Raw genomic sequence first — 24,619 nt, 5'->3', positions numbered from 1 at the left:
GCGTGTTATGCGGCAGCGGCTGCCGCAACGCCGAACTCCTCGCTGTCCGCCTGGGCACCGTCGTCGAACACCAGGCGGCGCTCGGGCCAGCGCATGGCGGCGAGCTTGAAGCGCTGCTGCGGGTCCTCGCCGGCCAGGCGGGCGTTCCAGCGGCCGCCGACCGAGTAGTCCACGCAGAACACATTGCCGCGCCGGCCGTGCCAGGACAGCGGACCGGTCTGGCCGAACAGGTTCTCGGCCTGGGCGCCATGGAAGGACGGGCCGCCCCGGTTCAGGCGCCGCCAGTAGTGGCCCACGACCACGGCCTGGGCATCCTCATATTCGTTCCACCATGCCACGCGCTCGACGAAGCGCCACTTGCCGCCCGCGTAGAAGGGGTTGCGGCATTCGCGCTCCACGCCCGAGGTCAGCACCTTCAGCGGATTGACCATGGCCTTGGCCAGTTCGCTCTCGCTGTGCGCGGGCAGGAAGGGCGGCAGCCAGTTGCGGTCTTCCAGGTCATGCGGCCATTGCTGGCGTTCGGCACGCATGCGCTCGGCCACCTTGTTGACCTGGGCCTGCTGGGCGGCCAGGGCCTCGTAGTGGTCATAGGCGCTGCGTGCGCTGCCCAGCGGCAGCTCGCGCGCCATGGCGATCTGCTGCGGGCGCCAGGCCGCATGGACCACGCGCAGGTCCTCGCGCTCCATGGCAATGGGCAGGCGTTCCAGCAGGGCCAGGGTGTCAGGGATATCGCACAGCGGCATGCGCGCGAACGGCGCGTACTTGGGCGTATCGGAGGCCACGCGGCTGTCGAAGAACCAGCCGGAGCCGTCCTTGGCATCCTCGCGCAGCAGATTGATTTCATGGTTGCCGAGCACGGCCAGCGCATGGCCCGACTCCAGCATGGGCACGACGCGGGCGAGCACGCCCGGGCTGTCGGGCCCCCGGTCGCAGAAGTCGCCGACGAAGACCAGGCGCCGACCCTGGGGATGGCGGCCCAGCGCGTCGTAGCCCAGGTGCCCCAGCAGTTGGTCCAGCGCCTCGGACTCTCCATGGATGTCGCCGACGATGTCGAGCGGACCGGGGGGCAAGGGCTGGACGAGGCTCATGGCGAAGAGGCGCGAAAGACGGCGAAGGCGTGGAAAAACGACATTATTTGCACAGACCCGCCGCGCCCGCCAGCCCCGTGTGCGACAGGGGTATGTCAGCGTCGTTGCAGGCGCACAAAGCTGTAGGGCAGCCCGTTGGCGGCCACATGGCGGCTGCGTGACGCTTCCTGCCACTCGGGGCCGAGCGTGGGGGCGAAGGCATCGCCTTCGTAGTCGCGCTCTATCTCGGTCACCTCGATGCTGTCGGCCAGCGGCAGGGCCTGGGCGTAGATCTGGGCACCGCCCATGACCCAGACGTCGGCCGATGCCTGGCGGCCCAGAGCCAGGGCCTGCTCCAGGCTGGTGGCGTGCAGCACGCCGGGGGCGGCCGGCTCGGGCGCCCAATCCGTCTGTCGCGTGACCACGATGTTGGTGCGCCCGGGCAGCGGCCTGAAGCGGGCCGGCAGCGAGTCCCAGGTCTTGCGGCCCATGACCACGGCAGAGCCCTGGGTCAATTGCTTGAAGTGCGCCAGGTCCTCGGGCAGGTGCCAGGGCATGGCATTGTCCTTGCCGATGACGCCGTTGGCGGCGCGTGCGTAGATGAGATGGATGGCCATCGGGCGGGTCTTTCTGCAGCCTCAGACGGCCACGGGGGCCTTGATGGGCTCGTGGTGCTGGTAGCCGACGACCTCGAAGTCCTCGTACTCGTAGCCGAAGATGGAGTCGGGCCGGCGCTTGATCTGCAGCGTCGGGTAGGCGAAGGGCTGGCGCGCCAGCTGGGTCTCGACCTGGGCGAAATGGTTGTTGTAGATATGGCAGTCGCCGCCGGTCCAGACGAAGTCGCCCACCTGCAGGTCGCATTGCTGGGCCAGCATGTGGGTCAGCAATGCGTAGCTGGCGATGTTGAAGGGAACACCCAGGAAGATGTCCGCGCTGCGCTGGTACAGCTGGCAACTGAGCTTGCCGTCAGCCACATAGAACTGGAAGAAGGCGTGGCAGGGCATGAGCGCCATCTGCGGCAGGTCGGCCACGTTCCAGGCGCTGACGATGATGCGGCGGCTGTCCGGGTTGCTCTTGAGCTGCTTGACCACTTCGGCGATCTGGTCGATGTGGCCGCCGTCCGGCGTGGGCCAGTTGCGCCATTGCACGCCGTAGACCGGGCCCAGGTCGCCGTCCTCGCGTGCCCATTCGTTCCAGATGGTGCAGCCGCGCTCCTGCAGCCAGCGCACGTTGCTGTCGCCGCGCAGGAACCACAGCAGTTCCAGGATGATGGATTTGAGGTGCACCTTCTTGGTGGTGACCAGCGGAAAGCCTTCGGACAGATCGAAGCGCATCTGGTGTCCGAACACGCTGCGCGTACCCGTTCCGGTACGGTCGGTCTTGGACACGCCATGTTCGTAGACATGGCGCATGAAATCTTCGTACTGTGAGCGGGCAGGGCGGGGCGCGGCAGTCATGTTCATGGCGGGGATTATCCCTTGATGAATACGGCGCCTTGTCCGACGGTATCCATGCCCCTCGAAACAAGGTTTGCAACCCCCGGTGCGAAAATGGCTGCCGACGGGCGCCGGTGTCTTGCCTGGGCTTTCATACCGGCGCCATGGTTTTTTCGCATCCGCTTTGACAAGGAGCTTGCGCATGTCTTCCATGCTCTCCCCCTGGCAGGCCGGAATCGCACTGGGTGCCGCCATGCTGGCGCTGACAGCCTGTGATCCGCGCTCTCCCACCGTTCCCACTCCCAAGGCCGTGCAGTCCGTGGCACTCGATGTGGCCGCGCCCGCGCCCGCATTGACGCTGAACTTTCCCGAGCGCACGCGCCTGCCGTCCACCGCCAAGGCGGGGGAGCCCGGCCTGGACAGCCTGGCCGAGTACGTGGGCAAGTATCCCTACGACGGCACCAACTACCTGGAGCAGGGCGTGCTGGCCGACCGGCTCAAGGCGCTGCTGGGCACCAGCTACCCGACCCTGCTGAGCAATATGCGCACCGTGGGCCCTCTGACCAAGGAAGGCGATGTGTGGAGCATCGTCGGCCTGCGCCCCCACCAGGGCGGCGAGGAGATGGGCGCCATCGTGATCGATCCCGCGCGCAACGCACTGCGCGTGTGGCTGCTGACCGATGGCAAGCAGACCGACTTCTCCGACGCGGCCGGTGCCGACATCGCCTGGCCCAGCCAGGTGCAGAAGTCCTTCGCCGTGGTCGAGAGCAACAAGCCCGCTTCCTGATCTGCACCTGGCCGCACCGGGCCGCACTTGGCCGAGTTTGGCCGCACCTGACCGCGTTTGGATGCAAGAACGGGCAGCGCCGCGCTGCAGCACTGCCCGTTCCTGAAAAGCCGGCGCTGCCCGATCAGGCGCGCGCCAGGATGCAGCCGGGATTCATCAGGCCTTGAGGATCCAATGCCTGCTTGATGGCGCGCATCATGCCCAGGGCCACGGGCGACTGGTACTTTTCCAGCTTGTCCACCTTGAGCGCGCCCACGCCGTGCTCGGCAGAGAACGAGCCGCCGAATTCGGCCACGGCTTCATAGACGAGGTGGTTGACCAGGTGCTCTCGCTCGTTGAGGAAGGCCTTGGCGTCACCGCCCTCGGGCGCCTGCACGTTGTAGTGCAGGTTGCCGTCGCCCAGGTGGCCGAAGTTGACCAGGCGCACGCCAGGGATCTCGCGCTGCAGCACGGCATCGGTGTGCTCGACGAAGGCGGGGATGCGCGATGCGGCGATGGAGATGTCGTGCTTGATGTTCAGGCCTTCCTCGGCCTGGGCCAGCGGAATGCTTTCGCGGATGTGCCACAGCTCATGGGCCTGCGACAGGCTTTCGGCCACCACGGCGTCGAGCACGCAGCCATCCTCGAAGGCCAGCTCCAGCAGCGCCTCGAAACGCTCGCGCGCATGCTGCTCAGACTCGCTGTCCGAGTTCTCGACCAGCACGTAATAGGGCGGCGCGCCGTCCAGGCCCGCAAAGGGCACGCGCAGCTGGGGCATGTGCTTGATCACCAGGGACAGCGCGAACTGGCCCATGACCTCGAAGCCCGTCAGCCCCGCGCCCAGATGCCTGTGCGCCATGCCCAGCAGGCGCACGGCCGCTTCCATGGACGGCACGGCGGCAAAGGCCGTGAGCTGGGCCGCAGGCTGCGGGAACAGCTTCATGGTGGCGGCGGTGATGATGCCCAGCGTGCCTTCGCTGCCGATGAACAGGTCGCGCAGGTCGTAGCCGGTGTTGTCCTTGCGCAGGCCCTTGAGGCCGTCCCAGACCTCGCCCTGCGGCGTGACCACTTCCAGGCCCAGGCACAGCTCGCGCGTGTTGCCGTAGCGCACCACCTGGGTGCCGCCGGCGTTCGTGCCCAGGTTGCCGCCAATGGTGCAGCTGCCTTCGGCGGCCAGCGACAGCGGGAACAGCAGGCCCTCTTTCTCGGCAAGCTCCTGCAGGCTTTGCAGGATGCAGCCGGCCTCGACGGTGAAGCTCAGGTTGTCGCGATCGATGTGGCGCACGGCATTCAGGCGCGTGAGGCTGAGCACGACCTGCGTGCCGCTGTCGTCCGGCGTGGACCCCACCGACAGGCCGGTGTTGCCGCCCTGGGGAATGATGCTGGTGCCTGCGGTCGCGCATTCGCGCACCACGGCAGCCACCTCGGCCGTGCTGGCCGGGCGCACCACGGCCAGGGACTTGCCGCGCACGCGGCGGCGCCAGTCCTGTTCATAGGCGACGAGGTCGCCCTCGGTGAGGACATGGGCTTCGCCGACGATCTGGCGCAGGCGTTCAAGCAGTGCAGTCATGTTGCAACTTCTTTCAAAGACGTGAAGGCATGAAAACGGGGACTCAGCCGCCGGCCGCCTGGGCCGCGCGGCGCGCGCTGCGCTGGCGCCAGCGCACATGCAGGGCGCAGGCGGTGAACAGCATCAGGCACAGGAAAACTTCGAGCAGCGCCAGCCAGCGGCCGGGCGCCGGGTCGCTCCAGGCGCGCACGACGCCCTCGGTGAAATAGATCCACACCAGCAGGCTGACCCAGCGGTAGGTATACATGCGGTGCTTGAGCAGGCCGATCAGCGGAATCGCCAGCGGCAGGGCCTTGAGCACCAGCCAGGAGCCCCCGGGCCGCATGGGCGCCAGCCACAGTTCCCAGGCCAGGCTCAGCACGATCAGGCCCATGAGGCTGGAGACCGCCAGCCAGCGGGTGGCGGCGACATCGGCGCCGGGGCGAGAAATGGAATCAGTCATCGGGGTGGCATCATATCGGCCATGGTCTTGTCCTTTGAACATGTGATTGCTTGGATGGTCACGCGCGTTCCCGTTTCAGGCACGCGCGTTGCAGCGGAGATATGGCGATGAGCGGCGGCCCCGGGCAGGAGCCTGCCGGTGGCCTGGAGGACGGTGCCGTTGCACTGCCCGCACCCGAACAGGAGCGCAGCCTTTCGCTGATGGAGCGGCCCGAGCCTGTGGTGCCCCCATCCTGGCGCGAACGCCTGCGCTGCTTTCCCTGGCGCAATACCGCGCACACGCTGCGCGAACGCTTTCGCGAGGACCGGCTGGGCGTCACCGCCAGCAGCCTGACCTTCACCACGGTGCTGGCCCTGGTGCCGTTCTTCACGGTGGCGCTGGCGCTGTTCACGGCGTTTCCCATCTTCTCGCGCGTGCAGATCGTGCTGGAGCGCTGGCTGATCGACAGCCTGATCCCCGAGACCATTGCGCGCCAGGTGCTGGGCTATCTGACGCAGTTCGCCTCCAAGGCCAGCCAGCTGGGCATGGCCGGTTTTTCCATTCTGGTGATCACGGCGGTCGCGCTGATCCTCACCATAGACCGCACGCTCAACAACATCTGGCGCGTGCGCCAGCTGCGGCCGCTGGGCCAGCGCGTGCTGATCTACTGGGCCGCGATCACGCTGGGCCCGCTGGTGCTGGGCCTGAGCCTGGTGCTGTCGTCCTATGTGATGTCGGCCTCGCGCGGGCTGGTCAATGCGCTGCCCGAAGGCTTGCGCTTCATCTTCGATTCCATCGAGTACCTGGCGCTGGCCGCTGGCATGGCGGGCCTGTACCACTACGTGCCCAATACGGCGGTGCGCTGGCGCCATGCCTGGGTGGGCGGCCTGTTCGTGGCCACCTGCATGGAGCTGGCCAAGAAGGCGCTGGGCCTGTACCTGGCCTCGGTGCCTACCTATTCGGTCATCTACGGCACCTTTGCCACCTTGCCGATCCTGCTGATCTGGATCTACATGGCCTGGATCATCGTGCTGCTGGGCGCCGTGGTCACCGCGTATCTGCCCATCGTCATGGCCGGCGTGCAGCGCATGCCCGGACAGCAGGGCTGGCAGTTCGAGATGGCCGTGGAAATCCTGCAGTACCTGGAGCAGGAGCGCGAGTCGCCCGCCAAGGGCCTGTATGCCAGCGATCTGGCACGCCGCCTGCATGTGGACTGGCAGCAGATCGATCCGGTGCTGCAGGCGCTGTCCGTGCTCGACTGGGTGGGAACGGTGCAGGCGCCTGGCGTTGCGGCGGGCAGCGAGGGCACCGAGCCCCGCTACATGCTGCTGGTGGACCCGCAACACACGCCCTTGGCCCCCCTGGTCGAACGCCTGCTGCTGGCTCCTTCCGCGGCCGTGCAGCCGTTGTGGGAGCGCACGGGCCTGGCGGGCATGACGCTGGCCAGCCTGCTGGAGAGCCGGCCCCGGCCGTAGTGCCCGGCGCGGCGCTTTAGAGCGCAATGCGTCCGGTGAGGATGTCGCGCCACATCACCCAGTCGCCGCGAAAGCTGTACAGCGGGCGCTTGAAGCTGGCGGGCCGGTTTTTCTCGAAGCCGAAGTGCCCTATCCAGGCAAAGCCGTAGCCGAACAGCAGGCCGCCGAGCAGGAACCAGAAATTGCCGGTCAGGAACAGTGCGAACAGGCACAGCAGCGCCAGCGTGGAGCCGACGAAGTGCAGGCGCCGGCAGGTACGGTTGCTGTGTTCCTGAAGGTAGAACGGATAGAACTCGGCAAAGCTCTTGAACTGGCGCGGGTCCACGGCAGCCTGTGCGGCGCCGGGCAGGGGAGCGGAAGCGTGTGACATGGCAGGCCTTCGCGTGCATGGGGTGGCTTCAACTTATACGCCGCTGCCTGGCCTTTCACCATCGGAGGAACCCGCGCGCCCGGGTTCGCAAAAGCTGCCCCGAGAGAGACAAAAGCTGCCGCATTCCGCCCCGCGCGTCGCCACGGTGTCGCCCTCTGGCGGCATGCAGGCGCATGATGTCTGCCGGGCCGGCGCCGACCGGCATGGAGTTTTTTTCGATGCCTTCCTCGTGCATGACCGACATCCCCGCATCCTTGAACGAAATCCGCATTCCCACACCGCAGGGCAGCATCTACGTCAGGCGCTGGCAGGCGCCGGCGGCCGGCGAAGGCGAACAAGGCCCGGCGCGCGCGCCCATCGTGCTGCTGCACGACTCGCTGGGCTCGGTGGCGCTGTGGCGCGATTTCCCGCAGCAATTGGCCGAGGCCACGCGCCGCGATGTGCTGGCCTATGACCGGCTGGGCTTTGGCCAGTCCGATCCCTATCCGGGCACGCTGGGGCCGGGCTTTGTGGCCCGGGAGGCAGAGACCGTGTTTCCGGCCGTGCTCCAGGGGCTGGGCCTTGGGGATTTCATTGTGCTGGGCCACAGCGTGGGCGGCGGCATGGCCGCCATGGTGGCGGCCCGATATGGCGCGCAGTGCAAGGCGGTCGTCACGGAGTCCGCCCAGGCCTTTGTGGAAGATCGCACCTTGCAGGGCATTCGCGCGGCCCAACAGGATTTCGCCCGGCCCGGCCAGCTGGCGCGCCTGGAGAAATACCACGGCGACAAGGCGGCCTGGGTGCTGTCTGCCTGGGTCGATACCTGGCTGTCCCCGCCTTTTGCCGACTACCGGCTGGACGAGGCGCTGGAGCGCGTGCGCTGCCCGGTGCTGGCCATCCATGGAGAGCTCGACGAGTTCGGCTCCCTGGTCCACCCCGAGCGCATCCGCGACCGCGCCAGCGGCCCGGTGGAGGTGGAGATCGTGGCCGGCGGCGGCCACGTTCCCCACCGCGAGCAGCCCGAGCGCATCGCCCAGCGCATCGCGCGTTTTCTGGCACGGGTCTGATCCCGGGCGGGCTTCATTGGCCCGCCTGGGCGGACGCCGAGAGTTCCGGCGGAAACAGCGCCTTCTTGATCACGGCGTGCACGCCCCAGTTGCCGTCGACCACCTGCGTCACGGCGAAGTCCACGGCCACGGAGATCAGCGATACGGCTTCGTCCTCGTCCAGCCCATGGGCCAGCATCAGATAGCGCCTTGTCTTGTGGAAGGCGTCACGCATGGCGCCTTCCAGCGATGACTTGCGATAGACCTGGGACTGCGCCTGGCTGCCCAGTTCGGCCAGGTGGTCGGTGAAGCTGAAGCCCTGTATCACCCATTCGGAGCCGGTCTCCAGGAAAGGGTGGTCCAGCTCTGCAAGGAAGCGGTTGTCCAGCGCGGCGCGCTTGTGCACCCGCAGCTCGAAGCTGCCGGTCAGCGAACATTCGATGGCCGTGCCGCACAGTTCCGAGTCGCCTTGGGATGCATGCGGGTCTCCCACCGAAAACAGCGCGCCTGGCACCGATACGGGCAGGAAGAGCGTCGCGCCCTTGCCGGCGCGCCAGTTGTCCAGGTTGCCGCCGAAGTAGCTCGGCGGTATGGAGTCGATCAGACCGGCCTCTCGCGGTGCCACGGCCAGCATGCCGAAATGCGGACGCAGCGGCACGCGTGCCTTGTCCAGCACACCAAAGCGCCGGGTGATGCTGGCGGGGTCCACGGGCACGCCCGGGTAGTCGATGGTCGGATGGACCACGCCGAAGGGGTCGGTCTGCGGCGTCCAGCGGTAGTTGTAGACAGCGCGGGCCGTGGGCTCCTCGGGCAGTGCGTGGTCGATTTCGTAGATGGTGACCACTTCGCGCTGGCGGGGCTCCGTGATCTGGTCGCGGTAGTGAAAGCCCCACCAGGCGGCGGCGTTGCTGCCGAAGACACGGCCGTGGTGGGCAGGGCTGCAGCTGGGGCGTGGCTGCACGTCGAGGATGCGTATCTCCAGCAGGTCGCCGGGTTCGGCCTCATGCACATAGACGGGGCCGGTGCAGATGTGCACGCCGAAGCCCTCGCCCGCGCCGCGGCCGTAGATCGAGGCATCCATCGGGCCCGCGCCGCGCCGGTCCACGGCCTTTTGGGCTGCGGTCCAGTGGAACACGCTTTCGGCGCCCGGATCGCCTTCGATCATGCGCTCCCAGTCGTCCGAGGCATGCTGGGTCAGCGTCTCCATGGTCACCACGTCACCCGAGCGCACCGAAAGCACGGGCTTGAGTGAACGGCTCAGGTAGCCCCAGTGCACGGTCTTGTCGGAGACCGGAAGGTAGTAATGCTGGGGCGACGCACCGCCATTGTCTGCGTGCGCCGAGCGCTTGGGCACAAGGGCCAGCGCCTGGGCGTAGCGTGCATGGTCGCGCAGCAGGGCCTGGAACGGGCTGTGTGCCAGGCGCGCTGCGGCCGGTTCTGTACCCTGCGCAGCGCTCTCGGCGGGCGAGGGGCGTCCGCGCTGGCCGGGCGGCGCATCCTGCACGCGCGCCGGACTGGCGCGATAGGCCTTGGGGGACAGACCATAGCGGGCCGTGAAGGCACGGCTGAAGTTGGCGGCATCGCCAAAGCCCCAGCGAAAGCACAGCTCGGCAATGGAGAAATGCTGCAGCGAGCGGTTGCTCAGGTCCATGCGGCAGCGCTCCAGCCGGCGTTCGCGCAGGTAGGTGCTGAAGCTGGTGGCCGCTCCCTTGAACAGCTTTTGCAGATAGCGCGTGGACAGCCCCTCGGCTTCGGCGATGGCATCGATGGACAGCTCGGCATCGCCCAGCCGGGTTTCGATGGCGCGGCAGATGCGGCGCAGATGGCCAAGCTGTACGGCGCTTGGTGGCTCGGTCGCCTCGGCCTGCTCCTGGTCGGGATTGCCGGCGCGCGGTGTCAGGCAGGTGACCAGCATGTCGGTGAGCGTGGCCTCCACCGACAGTAGATCGTCCTGTGCCAGTGCGTCGATCTGCTCTGCCAGTGAGGCCGCCATTGCCATGCACATGGCCCCCACGCCGCCTGTCCCGCCGATGTGCCTGGCCTCGGGCGGGCACGAGCGCAGCAGGCGCAACAGAAAGCTCGAGGACTCCAGCCGCGCAAGCAGCAGGCGGCCGTCGCCGGGCAACTGCAGCTGCCAGTCCCGGTCTGACTCCAGCAGCAGGGCCGAGCCGGCCTTGAGCGGGAACGCGGCGTCCTCGATCACCGCATCGGCGCTGCCTTGCAGCAAGGCGCACAGCAGCAGGCCCGGGCCGCGCAGCCGCTTGGCCACGGCCCGCAGCGTCAGCGGCGAGGTGGCCAGCGTGATGAACACCGATCCCAGTGGCGAGCTGCGCAGCGCCAGGTGGGTGGCCGGTGGCGTGGGCGCTTCGCCATGGATGTCTGCCCTGGACAGCGCCTCATTGAGCGCAGCCTGCCGCAAGGCATCGGGAAATGCGTGGGTGGAAAAGCGTCTTGGATCGTCGTGCATCAGGGGCGAACTATGAACTGCCGCGTACTGCCTGTCCAAGCCCGGCGCACCGGATGGCAGCCGCGACAAGTTTTTGTGCGCGCAGGAACAACCGGCCTGGACATGCTCGCCTGGACACTGGCGCTGCCGGCACCGATCCACAACAGCAGGAGTATTTTCGATGACCATCCCCCACCAAGAACATATCTGCGGCCCAGGCTGCCAGCACGGTGCTTCGCCAGCCGACGAGAAGCTGATCCGCGAGGAATTCCAGGTTGCACGCCGTTCCTTCCTGCGCGACGCCATGGTGGTCGGTGGCGGCGCGGTCTCGGCCGGCGCCATCAGCGGCGCGATGGCACCGTCCCGGGCCTTTGCCCAGGGCGCGCCTGGCGCCCGGGCCGGCCAGGGCATGGCCAGCCACTACTACATTCCCGCCTCTGCCAACACCGTGCTCTGGGGCTACTTCAGCAGATCGGCCAAGCCGGTGGTCGAAGTCGAATCGGGTGACTACGTGACCATGGAGACGCTCACCCACCATGCCAATGACGATGCCGAACGCATGGTCCGGGGCGACCCGGGCGCCGAGAGCGTGTTCCACTGGGACAGCCAGCGCAAGAACGTCGATCGCCGGGGCGCCGGTCCCATGGATGCCAAGAACGGCGCAGGCGGAGGCCAGGGCGTGCACATCTGCACGGGGCCGGTCCGCATCAAGGGCGCACAGCCCGGCGATGTGCTGGAAGTGCGCATCATTGATGTGGTGCCACGCCCCTCGGGCAACCCGCAGTTCAAGGGCCGGACCTTCGGCAGCAATGCGGCGGCGAACTGGGGCTTTCACTATGGCGACACGCTCACCGAGCCCCGAAAGCGCGAGGTGGTCACCATCTACGAGGTGGATGCGACCGGCGAGCGCAACTGGGCCCGCGCCGTCTACAACTACCGCTGGACGCCGCAGACCGACCCCTTTGGCGTGGTTCACCCGACCATCGACTATCCGGGCGTGCCCGTGGACCACCGCACGATCAGCAAGAACGAAAACGTGCTGCGCAATATCCGGGTTCCCGTGCGCCCGCATTTCGGCACCATCGGCGTGGCGCCGGCCGAGGTGGAGATGGCCAGCTCCATTCCACCCAACCACACGGGCGGCAACATCGACAACTGGCGCATCGGCAAGGGGGCGACCATGTATTTCCCCGTGGCCGTGCCAGGGGCCAACTTCACCGTGGGCGATCCGCATGCCTCGCAGGGGGACTCCGAGCTGTGCGGCACGGCCATCGAGTGCTCGCTGACCGGCACCTTCCAGCTGGTCCTGCACAAGAAGGCGGACCTGCCTGGAACGCCGCTGGCCGAACTGGCCTATCCGCTGCTCGAAACCCAGGACGAATGGCTGCTGCACGGCTTCAGCTACGCCAACTACCTGGCGGAGCTGGGGCCGGATGCGCAAAACCAGATCTTCAAGAAGTCTTCCGTGGACCTGGCGCTGCGCGACGCCTATCACAAGATGCGCCACTTCCTCATGACCACCCAGGGGCTGGGAGAGGACGAGGCCATCTCGCTGATGTCGATTGCCGTGGACTTCGGCATCACCCAGGTGGTGGATGGCAACTGGGGCGTGCACGCGCTCGTGAAAAAGAGCATCTTCCCCGCGCGCGGCGCGTGAGTGCGTCCGGGCCCTGCGGGCAGGACCCGGCCGGGCTCAGCGCGCCAGGAAATCCCGGATGGCGAACAGCGTCTGGTCGGGCGCCTCGGTCATCTGGTTGTGGCCGCTGGGCAGGTGCACGATGCTGACCTGGCGCTGCGCGCCCCGGGCCGCCTCGATCAGGCCCTTGGCGGCCTTGGGCGGCGTCATCTGGTCCTGCTCGCCCAGGGCGAACAGGACCGGACATTGCAGCGCCGCCATGGCCGCCTCGCCGCCCGCGTAGCTGTCGCAGGCCTTGAAGCCGGCGTGCAGCAGGTTGGTGCGGTCATTGCTGGCCAGCACGCGCCGGCCCAGCGCCATGCCGGCGCCGAACACCCAGCTGCCTGCGCCGCTGGGTGGCGCCAGCGTGGCGCGCGAGAACACATTGACCATGCGGATGGCCTGCTCTGGCGTGCTCAGTGCGGAGTCCAGCAGGGCGGGCGAGACCTTCATCGGATAGGCCGTGCCCACCAGCACCAGGTGGCTGACGCGCGCGCCCAGCCGGGCGGCCGCTTCCATGCCGATCAGGCTGCCCCAGCTGTGGCCGACCAGCGCGGCCTTTTCGATGCCTGCCGCATCCATGAGCTGGCCGATGAAATCCGCTGCCGCCTCCACGCTGGCCGGCGCATCGCCTGCGCTGCGGCAGTGGCCCGGCAGGTCTATGGCCAGCACGTTCCAGCCGTGGTTGGCCAGGTAGCGGCTTTGCAGGGCCCAGACGCTGTGGTCGCACAGCACGCCGTGGATGAGGATGGCCGTGGGCTGGGCGGGGTTGAAGGCCTTGCCGCCGGTATAGGCGTAGATGGCGTGGCCCTGAACATCGATCTTCATTGTTGGTGTCTCCCTTGTCGGCTCACGCTGCCTTTTCAGCGGCCTTGAGGGCGCGCTTGAGGTCATCGATCAGGTCGTCGGCATCCTCCAGTCCGATGGACAGGCGTATCGTGCCCTGGCCGATGCCGGCCTGGGCCAGTGCTTCGTCGCTCATGCGGAAATGCGTGGTGCTGGCCGGATGGATCACCAGGCTGCGGCAGTCGCCCACGTTGGCCAGGTGGCTGAAGACCTTGAGCGTCTCGATGAACTTGCGCCCCTGGTTGCGGTTGCCCTTGATGTCGAAACTGAACACCGAGCCCGCGCCGCGCGGCAGCAGCTTCTTTGCCAGTTGGTGCGAGGGATGGGTCTCCAGCAGCGGGTGGCCCACGCGGCCCACCAGCGGATGGCTGGCCAGGAATTGCACCACCTTCTCGGTATTGCGGATGTGGCGCTCCATGCGCAGCGGCAGCGTCTCTATGCCCTGCAGGATCAGCCAGGCCGTGTGCGGGCTCATGCAGGCGCCGAAGTCGCGCAGGCCTTCGCGCCGCGCGCGCAGCAGGAAGGCGCCGGTGCTGCTTTCCTCGCTGAACACCATGTTGTGGAAGCCGTCGTAGGGCTCGGTCAGCTCCGGGAAGCGTCCCGACTTTTCCCAGTCGAAGCTGCCGCCATCCACCACGATGCCGCCGACCACGGTGCCGTGGCCGGACAGGAACTTGGTGGCCGAGTGGTAGACGATGTCCGCGCCATGCTCCAGCGGCTTCATCAGCCAGGGCGAGGTCAGCGTGGAGTCCACCAGCAGCGGCACGCCGGCTTCATGGGCTATGGCGCTGATGGTGGGGATGTCGAGCACATCCAGGCCCGGGTTGCCCACCGTCTCGCCGAAGAACAGCTTGGTGTTGGGGCGCACTGCGGCGCGCCAGCCGTCGATGTCGCCGGGCTTGACGAAGGTGGTTTCTATGCCGAAGCGCGCCAGCGTGTAGTGCAGCAGGTTCTGCGAGCCGCCGTACAGCGCCGTGCTGGCCACGATATGGCTGCCCGCGCCCATGAGCGTGGCCACCGACAGGTGCAGCGCCGCCTGCCCACTGGCCACGGCGATGGCGCCCACGCCGCCTTCCAGGGCCGAGACGCGCTGCTCCAGCACAGCATTCGTGGGATTGGAGATGCGGCTGTAGACGTGGCCGGGGCGCTCCAGGTTGAACAGCGAGGCCGCATGGTCGCTGGACTCGAACACGAACGAGGTCGTGAGGTGGATGGGCGTCGCGCGCGCTCCGGTGGCGGGGTCGGGCTGTGCGCCCGCGTGCAGCGCCAGGGTGTCAAAGCCGGGGTCCGAGTAGCCGGGCATTCCTGTCTCCATGGTTGTCAAGGCAAGCGGGCATTGTGGGCTATATTTCCTGTCAGACACGGGCTTGCCGCAACCACGGCGACACAGACAAATTTGGAGATACGGCATGAAAGTAAGTGACATCCTGCGCGTCAAGGGCAACACCCTCTACACGGTGTCGCCGGACGAAAGCCTGGCCAGCGCGGTGCAGGTGATGTCGGAGCGCGATATCGGCTCCCTCGTGGTCATGGAGCATGGCGACGTGGTCGGCATGCTGACCTTCCGCGAAGTGATCCAGGGCTTCGTCAAGCACGGCGGGGTGGGCGAGACGCTGGTGCGCTCGGCCATGGACGACGCTCCCATGACCTGCACCATGGAAACCGACATGGACGAGGTGCGCCGCATGATGCTGGACCGCCACGCACGCTACATGCCGGTGATGGACAAGCGCATGCTCATGGGCGTGATCAGCCTGTACGACGTGGCCAAGGCCGTGGTGGACAGCCAGAACTTCGAGAACCGCATGCTCAAGGCCTACATCCGCGACTGGCCCGAGGGCGAGCGCCAGGGCGCGGACTGATCATCGGGTCGATATCTACCGACCGTTCGACCGTTTCACTTTGAGCAGCAAGGCCTCCGAACGCAAAATGCGGCGGAGGCCTTTGTCGTTGCGCGCAGGGCGCAAAGCTGACAGTCGCGTGAACAGCGAATGGATGGGCAGCAGGACCTGTCAGTGCACGCGGCGGCGTTTGGGCTTGAGCAAGGCGCTGGGCGGCACGTCATAGGCCTGTCTGAAGACACGGCTGAAGTGCGAGAAGCTGGTGAAGCCGCAGGCCAGCGCCACATCGGTCACGCGCCGCGCATTGTCTGCCCGAAGCAGCAGGTGCGCCTGGGCCAGCCGTTCGTTCCAGAGCCAGCGGCTCGGGGTCAGGCCTTCGGTGGCAAACAGCCGCGCCAGGCTGCGCAGCGACATGCCCATGTCCCGAGCCACCTGCAAGGGCTTGAGCTCGGGGTCGTCGAGCCGGGCCCGCATGTACTGCTTGGCCTGGGCAAGCCTATTGCGGGTTCTGAAATCGCCAGGGCTGGACGATGTCAGCAGTACATTCAGCAGCGAGGGGCGAAGGTCCTGCTCCTCGTCCTTGGGCTGAAGGCCTGGCGATGCCGGCGGAGTGCTGCGCGCAGGGTCGCTGTGATCCTGGCTTTGCGTTGAGTCGTAAGAGGCCTGCATTTCACGAACCTCCCGCAGTTTGCGGCTGGTGCCTGTGTGGTGATCCGCAGGCGGTTGAAAAAGGGTGGATTGCAATTTTAACTATGAATATTTGCAATCCGATAGCTATATTTGTTATCGCCGGGCGATGGCTGCCTGCGCAATGCACCGCCGCCGCAGGCACGGCGCTTGCGGGCTACCCGGGCATAATCGTCGGCCTATGAGCGGCAACACCTTCGGCACCCTATTCACTGTCACCAACTTCGGCGAATCGCATGGCCCGGCCATAGGCTGCGTCATCGACGGCTGTCCGCCCGGCATGGCGCTGAACGAAGCGGATATCCAGCAAGAACTGGATCGCCGCCGTCCCGGCACCAGCAAGTTCGTGACCCAGCGCAACGAGCCCGATGCGGTGGAAATCCTCTCGGGCGTCTACGAAGGCCGCACCACGGGCACGCCGATCGCGCTGCTGATCCGCAATACCGACCAGCGCAGCAAGGACTACTCCAACATTGCGCAGAGCTTTCGTCCCGGCCATGCCGACTACGCCTACTTCCAGAAATACGGCATCCGTGATCCGCGCGGCGGCGGCCGTTCCTCGGCACGGCTGACGGCCCCCACGGTGGCCGCTGGTGCCGTGGCCAGGAAGTGGCTCAAGGAAAAGTTCGGCACCGAGTTCCGCGCCTGCATGACCCAGGTGGGCGAGTTGTCCCTGCCCTTCGAGAGCTGGGAGCATGTGCGCAACAACCCCTTCTTTGCGCCGGTGGCCGATGTGTCCCAATACGAGGAATACATGGATGCGCTGCGCAAGTCGGGCGACTCCTGCGGCGCCGCGCTGCGCGTGCAGGCCAGCGGCATGCCGGTGGGCTTGGGCCAGCCGCTGTATGACCGCCTGGATGCCGACGTCGCCTACGCCATGATGGGCCTGAACGCGGTCAAGGCCGTGGAGATCGGTGCCGGTTTCGACAGCGTGGTCCAGCGCGGCACCACGCACGGCGACTCGCTGAGTCCCGAAGGCTTTCGCAGCAACAACGCCGGTGGCATCGTCGGCGGCATCAGCACGGGTCAGGATCTGGAAGTGCGCATAGGCATCAAGCCCACCAGTTCCATCATCACGCCGCGCGAATCCATCGACGTGCAGGGCCAGAGCACCGAGGTCATCACCAAGGGCCGCCACGACCCCTGCGTCGGCATCCGCGCAGCGCCCATCGCCGAGGCGCTGCTGGCTCTGGTGGTGATGGACCATGCGCTGCGCCACCGCGCACAGTGCGGTGACGTGGATTCGGGCCTGGCTCCCATCCCTGCCGCCGCACCCTGAAAGCACTGCCAGGCCACCAAAGAAAAAGCCGCCCAAGGGCGGCTTTCTTGCGTCCTGCCGGCCTGATCAGCCGGGATTGCGCACCTCATCCATGACGTTCTTGAAATCGTCCACATCCTCGAAGCTGCGGTAGACGCTGGCGTAGCGGATGTAGCCGACCTTGTCGAGCAGCTTGAGCTCGCGCATCACCATCTCGCCCAGGCGGCTGGAGAGCACTTCGCGCTCGCCCAGGTTGCGCAGCCGCTCCTCGATGCGCTCGATGGCGGCATCGATCTGCTCTGTGCTCACGGGGCGCTTGCGCAGCGCGATCTTGAACGAGCCCAGCAGCTTGGCGCGCTCGTACTCGATGCGCCGCCCGTCCTTCTTGACGATGGCGGGAAAGCTGACCTCGGGCCGCTCGTAGGTGGTGAAGCGCTTGTCGCAGCCGCCGCACTGGCGGCGGCGGCGGATGAAGCCCCCATCCTCGGCCTCACGGGTCTCCACGACCTGGGTGTCCGGATGGCTGCAGAACGGGCACTTCATGGCAGGCCTCTATGCGTGCAACTCAGGCGCCGTAGACCGGGAAGCGGGCCGTCAGCTCGGCCACCTGGGCGCGTACGCGGGCCAGGTTGGCTTCGTCGGCGGGGTTCTCCAGCACGTCGGCAAGCAGGTTGGCTGTCAGGCGGGCTTCCTCTTCCTTGAAGCCGCGCGTGGTCATGGCGGGCGTGCCCACGCGAATGCCGCTGGTCACCATCGGCTTTTCGGGATCGTTGGGGATGGAGTTCTTGTTGATCGTCATGTGGGCGGCACCCAGCGCGGCTTCGGCCGCCTTACCGGTGATGCCCTTGGCGCGCAGGTCCACCAGCATGACGTGGCTTTCCGTGCGGCCGGAGACGATGCGCAGACCGCGTGCCGTCAGCGTTTCCGCGACAACCTTGGCGTTCTTCACGACCTGTTCCTGGTAGGTCTTGAACTCGGGCGACAGCGCTTCCTTGAAGGCCACGGCCTTGCCGGCAATGACATGCATCAGCGGGCCGCCTTGCAGGCCGGGGAAGATGGCGCTGTTGATGGCCTTCTCGTGCTCGGCCTTCATCAGGATCACGCCGCCGCGCGGGCCGCGCAGGCTCTTGTGCGTGGTGGTGGTGACCACGTCGGCGTGGGGCACGGGGTTGGGGTACACGCCCGCGGCGATCAGACCGGCGTAGTGGGCCATGTCCACCCAGAAAATGGCGCCGACTTCCCGGGCGATCTTGGCGAAGCGCTCGAAGTCGATGGCCAGGGCGTAGGCCGATGCGCCGGCCACGATGATGCGGGGCTTGTGCTCGCGCGCCAGCGCTTCCATCTTGTCGTAGTCGATGGCTTCTTCGGCATTCAGGCCGTAGGAGACCACGTTGAACCACTTGCCCGACATGTTCAGCGGCATGCCGTGCGTCAGGTGGCCGCCTTCGGCCAGGCTCATGCCCATGATGGTGTCGCCGGGCTTGGCAAAGGCCATCAGCACTGCCTGGTTGGCCTGGGAGCCGGAGTTGGGCTGCACGTTGGCGGCTTCGGCGCCGAACAGCTTCTTGACGCGGTCGATGGCGAGTTGCTCGACCACATCGACGTTCTCGCAGCCGCCGTAGTAGCGCTTGCCCGGATAGCCTTCGGCGTACTTGTTGGTGAGCTGGGAGCCCTGGGCTTCCATGACGGCAGGCGAGCAATAGTTCTCGCTGGCGATCAGCTCGATATGTTCTTGTTGACGCAGGTTCTCGGCCTGGATGGCGGCAAAGACTTCGGCGTCGACCTTCTCGACGGTATTGGTGCGTTGAAACATGGCAGTCCTGTGAACTTGAAATTCCCTTGAGGCCAAGGGCTGCCCAGGCGAACGGCGGAACACTCCAGATCCCGCGTGCGCATGGAGGCTGGGCGGTACGCTCCCCGGTGGTTCACAGAAGGTGGTCCTTCTCGGGCCTTCTGCTGGTTTCCACGTCAGCGGCAGCGGTGCGTGAAGCGGCTGCGCCTATCGCCAGTTGCGTACCCCGCTAGTGTAGCTGAGCCGGTGGCGCCGAAGACCTGGCAGGGGCGTTGCAGAAGGCGTTTGCGTGGGCCACCTGCAGTTGGATCGGGCATGAAAAAAGCTGGCCTTGGCCAGCTGTGCATTCACTGTGCCGGGAAGTCAGGCTACAGCGCCGGCTCCTGGGACTGAAGGGCCACCTGCTCGGAGCGGGCAGAGGTGTTGCTCGAGCTGACCGGCACGGCTGCAGGCGCAGCCGCTGCTGCCGGGCCCGTGGCCTCGGCCACGGGGGGGGCCGGCTTGGTGGAGGCAATCTGTACGGCCTGCCGGGGCTGATCGACCTTGGCGGTCATCAAAGGCACGGCACGCAGGCCGGCGGCCATGCGCAGGCGCTGGTGCTCGGCCAGCACCTTGGCGGCGTAGCCACCATCGGTGGGCAGGTTGGCCGCGCCCACGTAGTAGCGCAGGCCTCCTTCGATGGAGCCTGCGCGCTCGATGCATTCCTTGAGCACGCGCACGCCCACGCGCAGATTGCTGACCGGGTCGAAGGCAGCATTCTGGCCACCGAAGTTCTCATACTTGTCGGTATGCACCGTGGTCATCACCTGCATCAGGCCCTGCGCGCCGACAGCGCTTTGCGCAAACGGGTTGAAGCTGGACTCGATGGCCATGATGGCCAGGATCAGCGTCGGGTCCAGGCGGTTGACCTTGCCCAGGTCGTAGGCCTCGCTGACCAGTGCCGCGATGGGCTCGGGCGCCACGCGGTACTTCTTGCTGAGCCAGAAGGCCACGGCCGCCTGATCCTTGGGCAGGTTCTTCGGGTTGGTCGCCGTCGCGCGGTCGCTGGCCGCGAGTTCGACGGGCGCACCCAGCTCGGCCATCTGGCGAGCGGTCAGCCAGGAGCGCAACTGGCTCTCTCCGGCATCGCGCAGGTCGGGACGGGCGAACAAGGTAATGGCCAGGAAGGCCACAGCCAAGCCCAGAAGGGCGAAGCTGTTGTGGATGATGGCAAGAAAACCGTTGGCCACATCGATGGCGAACGTTCGCGCGGCGGCGAAAAATTTTCCTGACGCTGGCATAGCTTTTTCCTTTCTAGGGGCACCAACCCGAAACGGCCTTCGCCGAAGCGAAGGCCGGTGAGGCTGACACCCTGGATTGGGTGCTGCGGATCCGGGAGGCTGGCGCTTGGTGCGCCATTGCGTTGTAGGCCTGCGGGATCTGCTCAGTCGTGAGGCAGCAGAAACAAAAAACGCTCTATTCGAGCGCTGGCGGATTCTAGGAGTTCACCAAATACACGGTCAACACTATGAAATTAATCTTTTAGATCAATGAATAATAACAAACCATGGATGCAAACACAGTTTTGAGGTCTTGAAGAGCGGGTGGCGTGCTACCGATGTACGCCGTTTCCGCCGTTTTCAGAGTGCGTCATGAAATTGCAATGAAATGCAAAAGCACTGGCAGGCCGACCCTGCGTCCTTCTATATTGGAGGCGACTGCTCCTGCAGTCGTCTCGCCAAGGTGGAAGACAGGTAAAAGTGGTGTTCGATAGTGCGGACACCGTGGTTCAAGTCTTCTTCCGCGGCCTTCCTGGAAGCAATCTCTTGCTTCCAAGCAGCAAGGACCATCCTCTCCTTGACTGCGGAAAACGGTCGGGACTTGTGCCCGCCGTAAAGCCCGGAAGCCGGTTCACGGCTTCCGGGCTTTGTCGTTCAAGGATGGCCGCAACGTCAAGAAATGTGCCGTGGTGCGGACCCAGCCGTTGCTGCCGCCCCAATTTCTGGTGCAATGCAGCCGTTGCCCTGTCCTGTGTCCCAGGATGGGCTGTACTAGTTACCAGAGCCCCATGCAATCTCTCTTCAAGCACCGCTGGCTGCGCAGGCTGGCCATCGCCCTTGTGGCGTTCCTTTTGCTGTGGCTGCTGCTGTGGGCGCTGGTGCCCGTTGTGGCCAAGAGTCAACTGGAAAAGCAGGCATCGGCCAAGCTGGGCCGTCAGGTCCGTGTGGGTGCAGTGGAGTTCCGGCCCTGGTCGCTGGAGCTGACCCTGCGGGACCTGAGCATTGCCAGGAGCCAGGCGGAAGGCGCGGCTCCGGAGTCTTTGCCGTCATCATCTTCGTCCCCCCAGCTTCAGATCGACCGTATCTATGTCAATGCCAGTATCCAGTCGCTGTTTCGGCTGGCGCCGGTGCTGGATGCCATCGAGGTCGATGCGCCGGTGCTGCGCCTGACCCAGCAGAGCCTGGGGCATTTCGATGTGGACGATGTGCTGGCCAGGCTGGCCGAACCCGGCGACACGCCGCCCTCCAAACCCGTGGGCTTTGCGCTGTACAACATTGCGCTGCGCGACGGCCGCGTGCAATTGCAGGACGAGGTCCAGCAGCGCCAGCACATGCTCGAGCAGTTGCAGCTGCGCCTGCCCTTCATCAGCAACCTGGAGTCCAAGCGCGAGATCAAGGTGCTCCCGCACCTGTCCTTTGCGCTCAACGGCAGCCGGTTTGAATCCAGCGCCCAGAGCACGCCCTTCACCGAGCAGCGCCAGACCGCTGTCGATCTGAACTGGCAGGGCGTGGACCTGACACCTTATTTGGGCTATGTGCCCGTCACCGCGCCTGTCAAGCCGCGTTCCGGTGTGCTGGATGCCAACCTGCACATCTCCTTTGAGCAGGCCGAGCAGGCCGTGGTCCGCATCACCGGGGAGGTCAGCCTGTCCGGCGCCGAGCTGCACGACTGCGACGGTGCCCCCCTGCTGCGCTTCGAGCGCCTGGCCGCCGTGCTCAAGAACGTGCAGCCGCTGCAATCGGTTGCGGAGCTGGAGTCCGTGCAGTGGAGCGCTCCCGAGATTTTTGCGGCCCGCGATGCGCAAGGCCGCATCAATTGGACGGCGATGGGGGGTGCTTCCTCCCCGGATGCCAGGCCGGCAGCGGAAAAGCCTGCCTCCGACGCGCCCCAGCCGTGGAAGGTCAGCCTGGACAGGCTGTCCGTTGCCAATGCCACGGTGCACTGGCGCGATGCCGCTCCCGACGCTGGAAAGTCGGGCGCTGCGCTGCAGGCGCGCGAGCTGTCGTTGCAGGTGCGCGATATCCGCTGGCCCCTGGAGCAACCGCTGCAGCTTGCTGCCAGCATGCAGGTGCAGCCCGAATCGGCGGGGGAGGGGGCGAAACCTGCCGAGTTGCAGCTGAGCGGGGCCTTGACCGACAAGCAGGGCCAACTGGCCATCTCCGCGCGGCAATTGCCGCTGCAACTGGCAGCACCGTACCTGTCTGCCCATCTCAAACCCGAGCTGACGGGTCTGTTGAGCACCGACGCCGGCCTGGGCTGGAACGGTTCCGCCATGGTGGTTCAGGTGGCCGGGCTGGGCGTGGAGCAGTTGAGCCTTAAGGACAAAGCCGCGCCCGTCGATATCGCGCACCTGCAGCTGGAGCAGGTGCAGGTCAATCTGGCTAGCCAGCAGGTCTCCGTTGGCCGCCTGGCACTGCAAAAGCCGCAGCTGGCCGTGTTGCGCGATGCCCAGGGCCGGTGGATGTACGAGCAATGGCTGCCGCCCGCCTCCTCGGCACCCGCATCGCAGGACGCCGGCAAGGACAAGTCCCGGCCCTGGGGCCTGAAGCTGCAGGCGGTGGAGGTCGATGGCGGCGCCATTGCGCTGCGTGACGAAGCGCCCGTGCGCAACGCGGATTCCGCGCGCACCGTGTCGCTTGACCTGGGTTCACTGCGCCTTCGCATGGGCGCCATCGAGCCGCTGGCCGCCAAATCCGCGCCCACGCCGCTGGAGCTGTCCGCCCAGGTCGGCTCGGGCCGGCGTGTCCAGGCGGGCTCGCTGAGCCTGCGGGGGGATCTGGGGCTGGCGCCGCTGTCGCTTCAGGGCAAGTTGCAGGCGCGCAGCCTGCCGCTGCATGCGCTGGAGCCCTACTTTGCCGACATGCTCAATGTCGAGTTGGTGCGTGCCGACGGCAATTTCCTCGGACAACTGCGCTTTGTCAGCCAACCGGCCGGCCCCGAGCTGGCGGTGCAGGGGGATGTCGAGCTCGTGGATCTGCGCATGCGCTCCGCACTGGCCTCTCCCGTGCAAGCGGCGGGCGAGGCTGCAGGGCAGGGCGCGCCACGCACGGCGGCAGGCGCCGTGGCTGCCGTGCTCAGCGAGTCCACGGCCGACCGGGCCAAGGCCCAGTCGGTTGCCTTGGGACTCGGCCTGCGCGATGAACTGGTGGCCTGGAAGACGCTGGCCGTGCGCGGCCTGGACCTGCAGATGCAGCCTGCCCAGCCGCTGCGCCTGAGCGTGCGCGAGACGGCTCTCAGTGACTTCTTTGCGCGCGTCATCGTGCAGCGCAACGGGCGCATCAACCTGCAGGACATCGTCAAATCGGCGAAGTCCCAGCAGTCCCTGGAGCAGAACGCCGCGCCGGCTGCGGATGGCACGGCGGCTTCCGCCGAACCGGCGCCGCCGCAGGCTGCCTCCGGGCCTGCGCCCGTCATCAAGATCGGGCCGATTGCGCTGACGGGCGGCAGGGTCCAGTTCTCCGACTACTTCATCCAGCCCAACTACTCGGCCGACCTCAGCGAGCTGGCGGGCCGCCTGAGCGCCTTCTCGTCCGAGCCGCCTGCCAGCCAGCAGGCGCCGCAACTGGCGGATGTGGAACTGCGCGGCCGCGCCCAGGGCACGGCTTCGCTGGAGATCACCGGCCAGGTCAATCCCCTGGCCAAGCCGCTGGCCCTGGACATACGTGCCCAGATGCGCGATCTGGAACTGCCCCCGCTGTCGCCGTACTCCATCAAGTACGCGGGCCACGGGATCGAGCGCGGCAAGCTCAGCATGGACGTCAACTACAAGATTGAGCCCGATGGCCAGCTCACGGCGCGCAACAAGCTGGTGCTGCATCAGCTCACTTTCGGCGAAGCCGTCGAAGGTGCGCCCGCCTCGCTGCCCGTGCGCCTGGCGGTGGCGCTGTTGGCTGACCGCAACGGAGTCATCGACCTGGACCTGCCGGTCAGCGGCTCGCTCAACGATCCGCAATTCAGGCTGGCGCCGGTCATCTTCAAGATCATTGGCAACCTGATCATGAAGGCCATCACCTCGCCGTTCTCGCTGCTGTCGGGCGCTTTTGGGGGCGGCAGCGAATCGGGCGTGGTGGCCTTTGCGCCGGGGCGTGCCCAGATCGACGGCAAGGCCCGCGAGAGCCTGGACAAGGTGGTTGCCTCCCTCAAGGATCGCCCGGCCCTCAAGCTCACCGTGATCGGCGAGGCGCGCGAGGCGCAGGACAAAGAGGCCTGGAAGCAGGCGGAGCTCGATCGCCTGCTGCTCGCCCAGAAACGCCGCCAGGTGCTGCGCGACGGCAAATCGGCAGAGTCCGTGACCGAGTTGCCTGCCTCCGAAGTGCCGGCCTTGACCAAGGCGCTGTACAGTCGCGCCGACTTTGCCAAGCCGCGCAATGTCATCGGCATGGCCAAGGACCTGCCCACCGACCAGATGCGCAGCCTGCTGCTGGAGCAGATTGCCGTGCCCGACGACGCCATGCGCGAACTGGCGCTGGCCCGCGCCGTGGCCGTGCGCGACTACCTTGCCCAGCAGCAGTTGCCGCTTGAGCGCCTGTTTCTGGGGGCTCCAAAACTGGACTCCGACGACCAGGAATGGAGCCCGCGCGCCCAGCTCAGCCTGTCCACGCAGTAGCCCGGTTTTGGCTCCGCTTCAAATAACGGCGAGAATATGGTTTTCCCGGTCCGGCTAGCATGCCCGCATGCGGCCTGG

20 protein-coding genes and 1 riboswitch are annotated in these 24,619 nt (G+C 66.7%); of the genes, 7 read left to right on the top strand and 13 right to left on the bottom strand.

Annotation, left to right across the window (positions count from 1 at the left end; genetic code table 11):
* Positions 1-5 precede the first annotated feature (5 nt).
* From BO996_RS23190 to BO996_RS23180, 3 genes are all read right to left on the bottom strand, one after another.
* On the bottom strand, positions 6-1,088 hold the full coding sequence (locus tag BO996_RS23190; protein WP_013801428.1) for a metallophosphoesterase: 1,083 nt from the start codon (positions 1,086-1,088) through the stop codon (positions 6-8).
* 95 nt (positions 1,089-1,183) lie between these two features.
* Entirely contained in the window at positions 1,184-1,684 is a 501-nt protein-coding gene (locus BO996_RS23185; RefSeq protein WP_071956514.1) for a dihydrofolate reductase, read from the bottom strand.
* 21 nt (positions 1,685-1,705) lie between these two features.
* Positions 1,706-2,530: a thymidylate synthase gene (locus tag BO996_RS23180; protein ID WP_012206769.1), complete on the bottom strand. Its 825-nt coding sequence runs from the start codon at positions 2,528-2,530 to the stop codon at positions 1,706-1,708.
* Positions 2,531-2,705: 175 nt separating this feature from the next.
* Between BO996_RS23180 and BO996_RS23175 the strand changes: the two genes are divergently transcribed.
* Positions 2,706-3,290, top strand: a complete 585-nt coding sequence (locus BO996_RS23175) for a hypothetical protein (protein ID WP_071956513.1) — start codon at positions 2,706-2,708, stop codon at positions 3,288-3,290.
* 124 nt (positions 3,291-3,414) lie between these two features.
* Here BO996_RS23175 and BO996_RS23170 read toward each other — a convergent pair whose 3' ends face one another.
* Complete coding sequence (locus tag BO996_RS23170; RefSeq protein WP_071956512.1) at positions 3,415-4,839, bottom strand: FAD-binding oxidoreductase; 1,425 nt, start codon at positions 4,837-4,839, stop codon at positions 3,415-3,417.
* Positions 4,840-4,882: 43 nt separating this feature from the next.
* The gene (locus BO996_RS23165; RefSeq protein ID WP_016451330.1) at positions 4,883-5,281 is read right to left on the bottom strand and encodes a DUF2069 domain-containing protein; all 399 of its coding nucleotides are present in this window, start codon (positions 5,279-5,281) and stop codon (positions 4,883-4,885) included.
* A gap of 107 nt (positions 5,282-5,388) precedes the next feature.
* On the opposite strand from BO996_RS23165, the gene BO996_RS23160 reads away from it, so the two are divergent.
* On the top strand, positions 5,389-6,735 hold the full coding sequence (locus BO996_RS23160) for a YihY family inner membrane protein (RefSeq protein WP_013801433.1): 1,347 nt from the start codon (positions 5,389-5,391) through the stop codon (positions 6,733-6,735).
* A gap of 16 nt (positions 6,736-6,751) precedes the next feature.
* On the opposite strand, the gene BO996_RS23155 is transcribed toward BO996_RS23160, so the two are convergent.
* Positions 6,752-7,105: a DUF962 domain-containing protein gene (locus BO996_RS23155; RefSeq protein WP_012206764.1), complete on the bottom strand. Its 354-nt coding sequence runs from the start codon at positions 7,103-7,105 to the stop codon at positions 6,752-6,754.
* Positions 7,106-7,323: 218 nt separating this feature from the next.
* Here BO996_RS23155 and BO996_RS23150 point away from each other — a divergent pair, with 218 nt between their 5' ends.
* Positions 7,324-8,151, top strand: a complete 828-nt coding sequence (locus tag BO996_RS23150; protein WP_071957198.1) for an alpha/beta fold hydrolase — start codon at positions 7,324-7,326, stop codon at positions 8,149-8,151.
* Positions 8,152-8,164: 13 nt separating this feature from the next.
* Here BO996_RS23150 and BO996_RS23145 read toward each other — a convergent pair whose 3' ends face one another.
* Entirely contained in the window at positions 8,165-10,597 is a 2,433-nt protein-coding gene (locus BO996_RS23145; protein ID WP_071956511.1) for an acetamidase/formamidase family protein, read from the bottom strand.
* 160 nt (positions 10,598-10,757) lie between these two features.
* Here BO996_RS23145 and BO996_RS23140 point away from each other — a divergent pair, with 160 nt between their 5' ends.
* The gene (locus tag BO996_RS23140) at positions 10,758-12,233 is read left to right on the top strand and encodes an acetamidase/formamidase family protein (RefSeq protein ID WP_063325305.1); all 1,476 of its coding nucleotides are present in this window, start codon (positions 10,758-10,760) and stop codon (positions 12,231-12,233) included.
* A 36-nt stretch (positions 12,234-12,269) separates the two neighbouring features.
* On the opposite strand, the gene BO996_RS23135 is transcribed toward BO996_RS23140, so the two are convergent.
* Both BO996_RS23135 and BO996_RS23130 read right to left on the bottom strand, forming a co-directional pair.
* The gene (locus BO996_RS23135; protein ID WP_071956510.1) at positions 12,270-13,079 is read right to left on the bottom strand and encodes an alpha/beta fold hydrolase; all 810 of its coding nucleotides are present in this window, start codon (positions 13,077-13,079) and stop codon (positions 12,270-12,272) included.
* A 22-nt stretch (positions 13,080-13,101) separates the two neighbouring features.
* Positions 13,102-14,400, bottom strand: coding sequence for an O-acetylhomoserine aminocarboxypropyltransferase (locus tag BO996_RS23130; protein ID WP_012206759.1), 1,299 nt, complete (start codon positions 14,398-14,400; stop codon positions 13,102-13,104).
* A gap of 106 nt (positions 14,401-14,506) precedes the next feature.
* Here BO996_RS23130 and BO996_RS23125 point away from each other — a divergent pair, with 106 nt between their 5' ends.
* Positions 14,507-14,959: a CBS domain-containing protein gene (locus BO996_RS23125; RefSeq protein ID WP_012206758.1), complete on the top strand. Its 453-nt coding sequence runs from the start codon at positions 14,507-14,509 to the stop codon at positions 14,957-14,959.
* A gap of 150 nt (positions 14,960-15,109) precedes the next feature.
* On the opposite strand, the gene BO996_RS23120 is transcribed toward BO996_RS23125, so the two are convergent.
* Positions 15,110-15,607 (bottom strand): helix-turn-helix domain-containing protein, encoded by a 498-nt coding sequence (locus BO996_RS23120; RefSeq protein ID WP_071956509.1) that lies wholly within the window; start codon positions 15,605-15,607, stop codon positions 15,110-15,112.
* A gap of 199 nt (positions 15,608-15,806) precedes the next feature.
* Between BO996_RS23120 and aroC the strand changes: the two genes are divergently transcribed.
* Positions 15,807-16,904, top strand: coding sequence for a chorismate synthase (aroC, locus tag BO996_RS23115; protein ID WP_013801440.1), 1,098 nt, complete (start codon positions 15,807-15,809; stop codon positions 16,902-16,904).
* Positions 16,905-16,970: 66 nt separating this feature from the next.
* Here the strand turns inward: aroC and nrdR are convergent, their stop codons facing one another.
* From nrdR to BO996_RS23100, 3 genes are all read right to left on the bottom strand, one after another.
* A complete protein-coding gene (gene nrdR, locus BO996_RS23110) occupies positions 16,971-17,426 on the bottom strand; it encodes a transcriptional regulator NrdR (RefSeq protein WP_012206755.1) in 456 nt (151 codons plus the stop codon).
* Positions 17,427-17,448: 22 nt separating this feature from the next.
* Positions 17,449-18,696, bottom strand: coding sequence for a serine hydroxymethyltransferase (gene glyA / locus BO996_RS23105; protein WP_034396192.1), 1,248 nt, complete (start codon positions 18,694-18,696; stop codon positions 17,449-17,451).
* Between the two features lie 34 nt (positions 18,697-18,730).
* Positions 18,731-18,906, bottom strand: a riboswitch (ZMP/ZTP riboswitch).
* Between the two features lie 137 nt (positions 18,907-19,043).
* Positions 19,044-19,955 carry a lytic transglycosylase domain-containing protein gene (locus tag BO996_RS23100; protein WP_071956508.1) on the bottom strand — a complete coding sequence of 304 codons (912 nt, stop codon included), beginning with the start codon at positions 19,953-19,955 and terminating at the stop codon, positions 19,044-19,046.
* A gap of 767 nt (positions 19,956-20,722) precedes the next feature.
* Here BO996_RS23100 and BO996_RS23095 point away from each other — a divergent pair.
* The gene (locus tag BO996_RS23095) at positions 20,723-24,541 is read left to right on the top strand and encodes a DUF748 domain-containing protein (protein WP_071956507.1); all 3,819 of its coding nucleotides are present in this window, start codon (positions 20,723-20,725) and stop codon (positions 24,539-24,541) included.
* Positions 24,542-24,619: the final 78 nt, after the last annotated feature.

The organism is Delftia sp. HK171 (genome assembly GCF_001886655.1).
GTDB classification, from domain to species: domain Bacteria; phylum Pseudomonadota; class Gammaproteobacteria; order Burkholderiales; family Burkholderiaceae_C; genus Comamonas; species Comamonas acidovorans.
The sequence above is the reverse complement of the archived record's forward strand: the minus strand, read 5'-3'. Positions and strand labels throughout refer to the sequence as shown.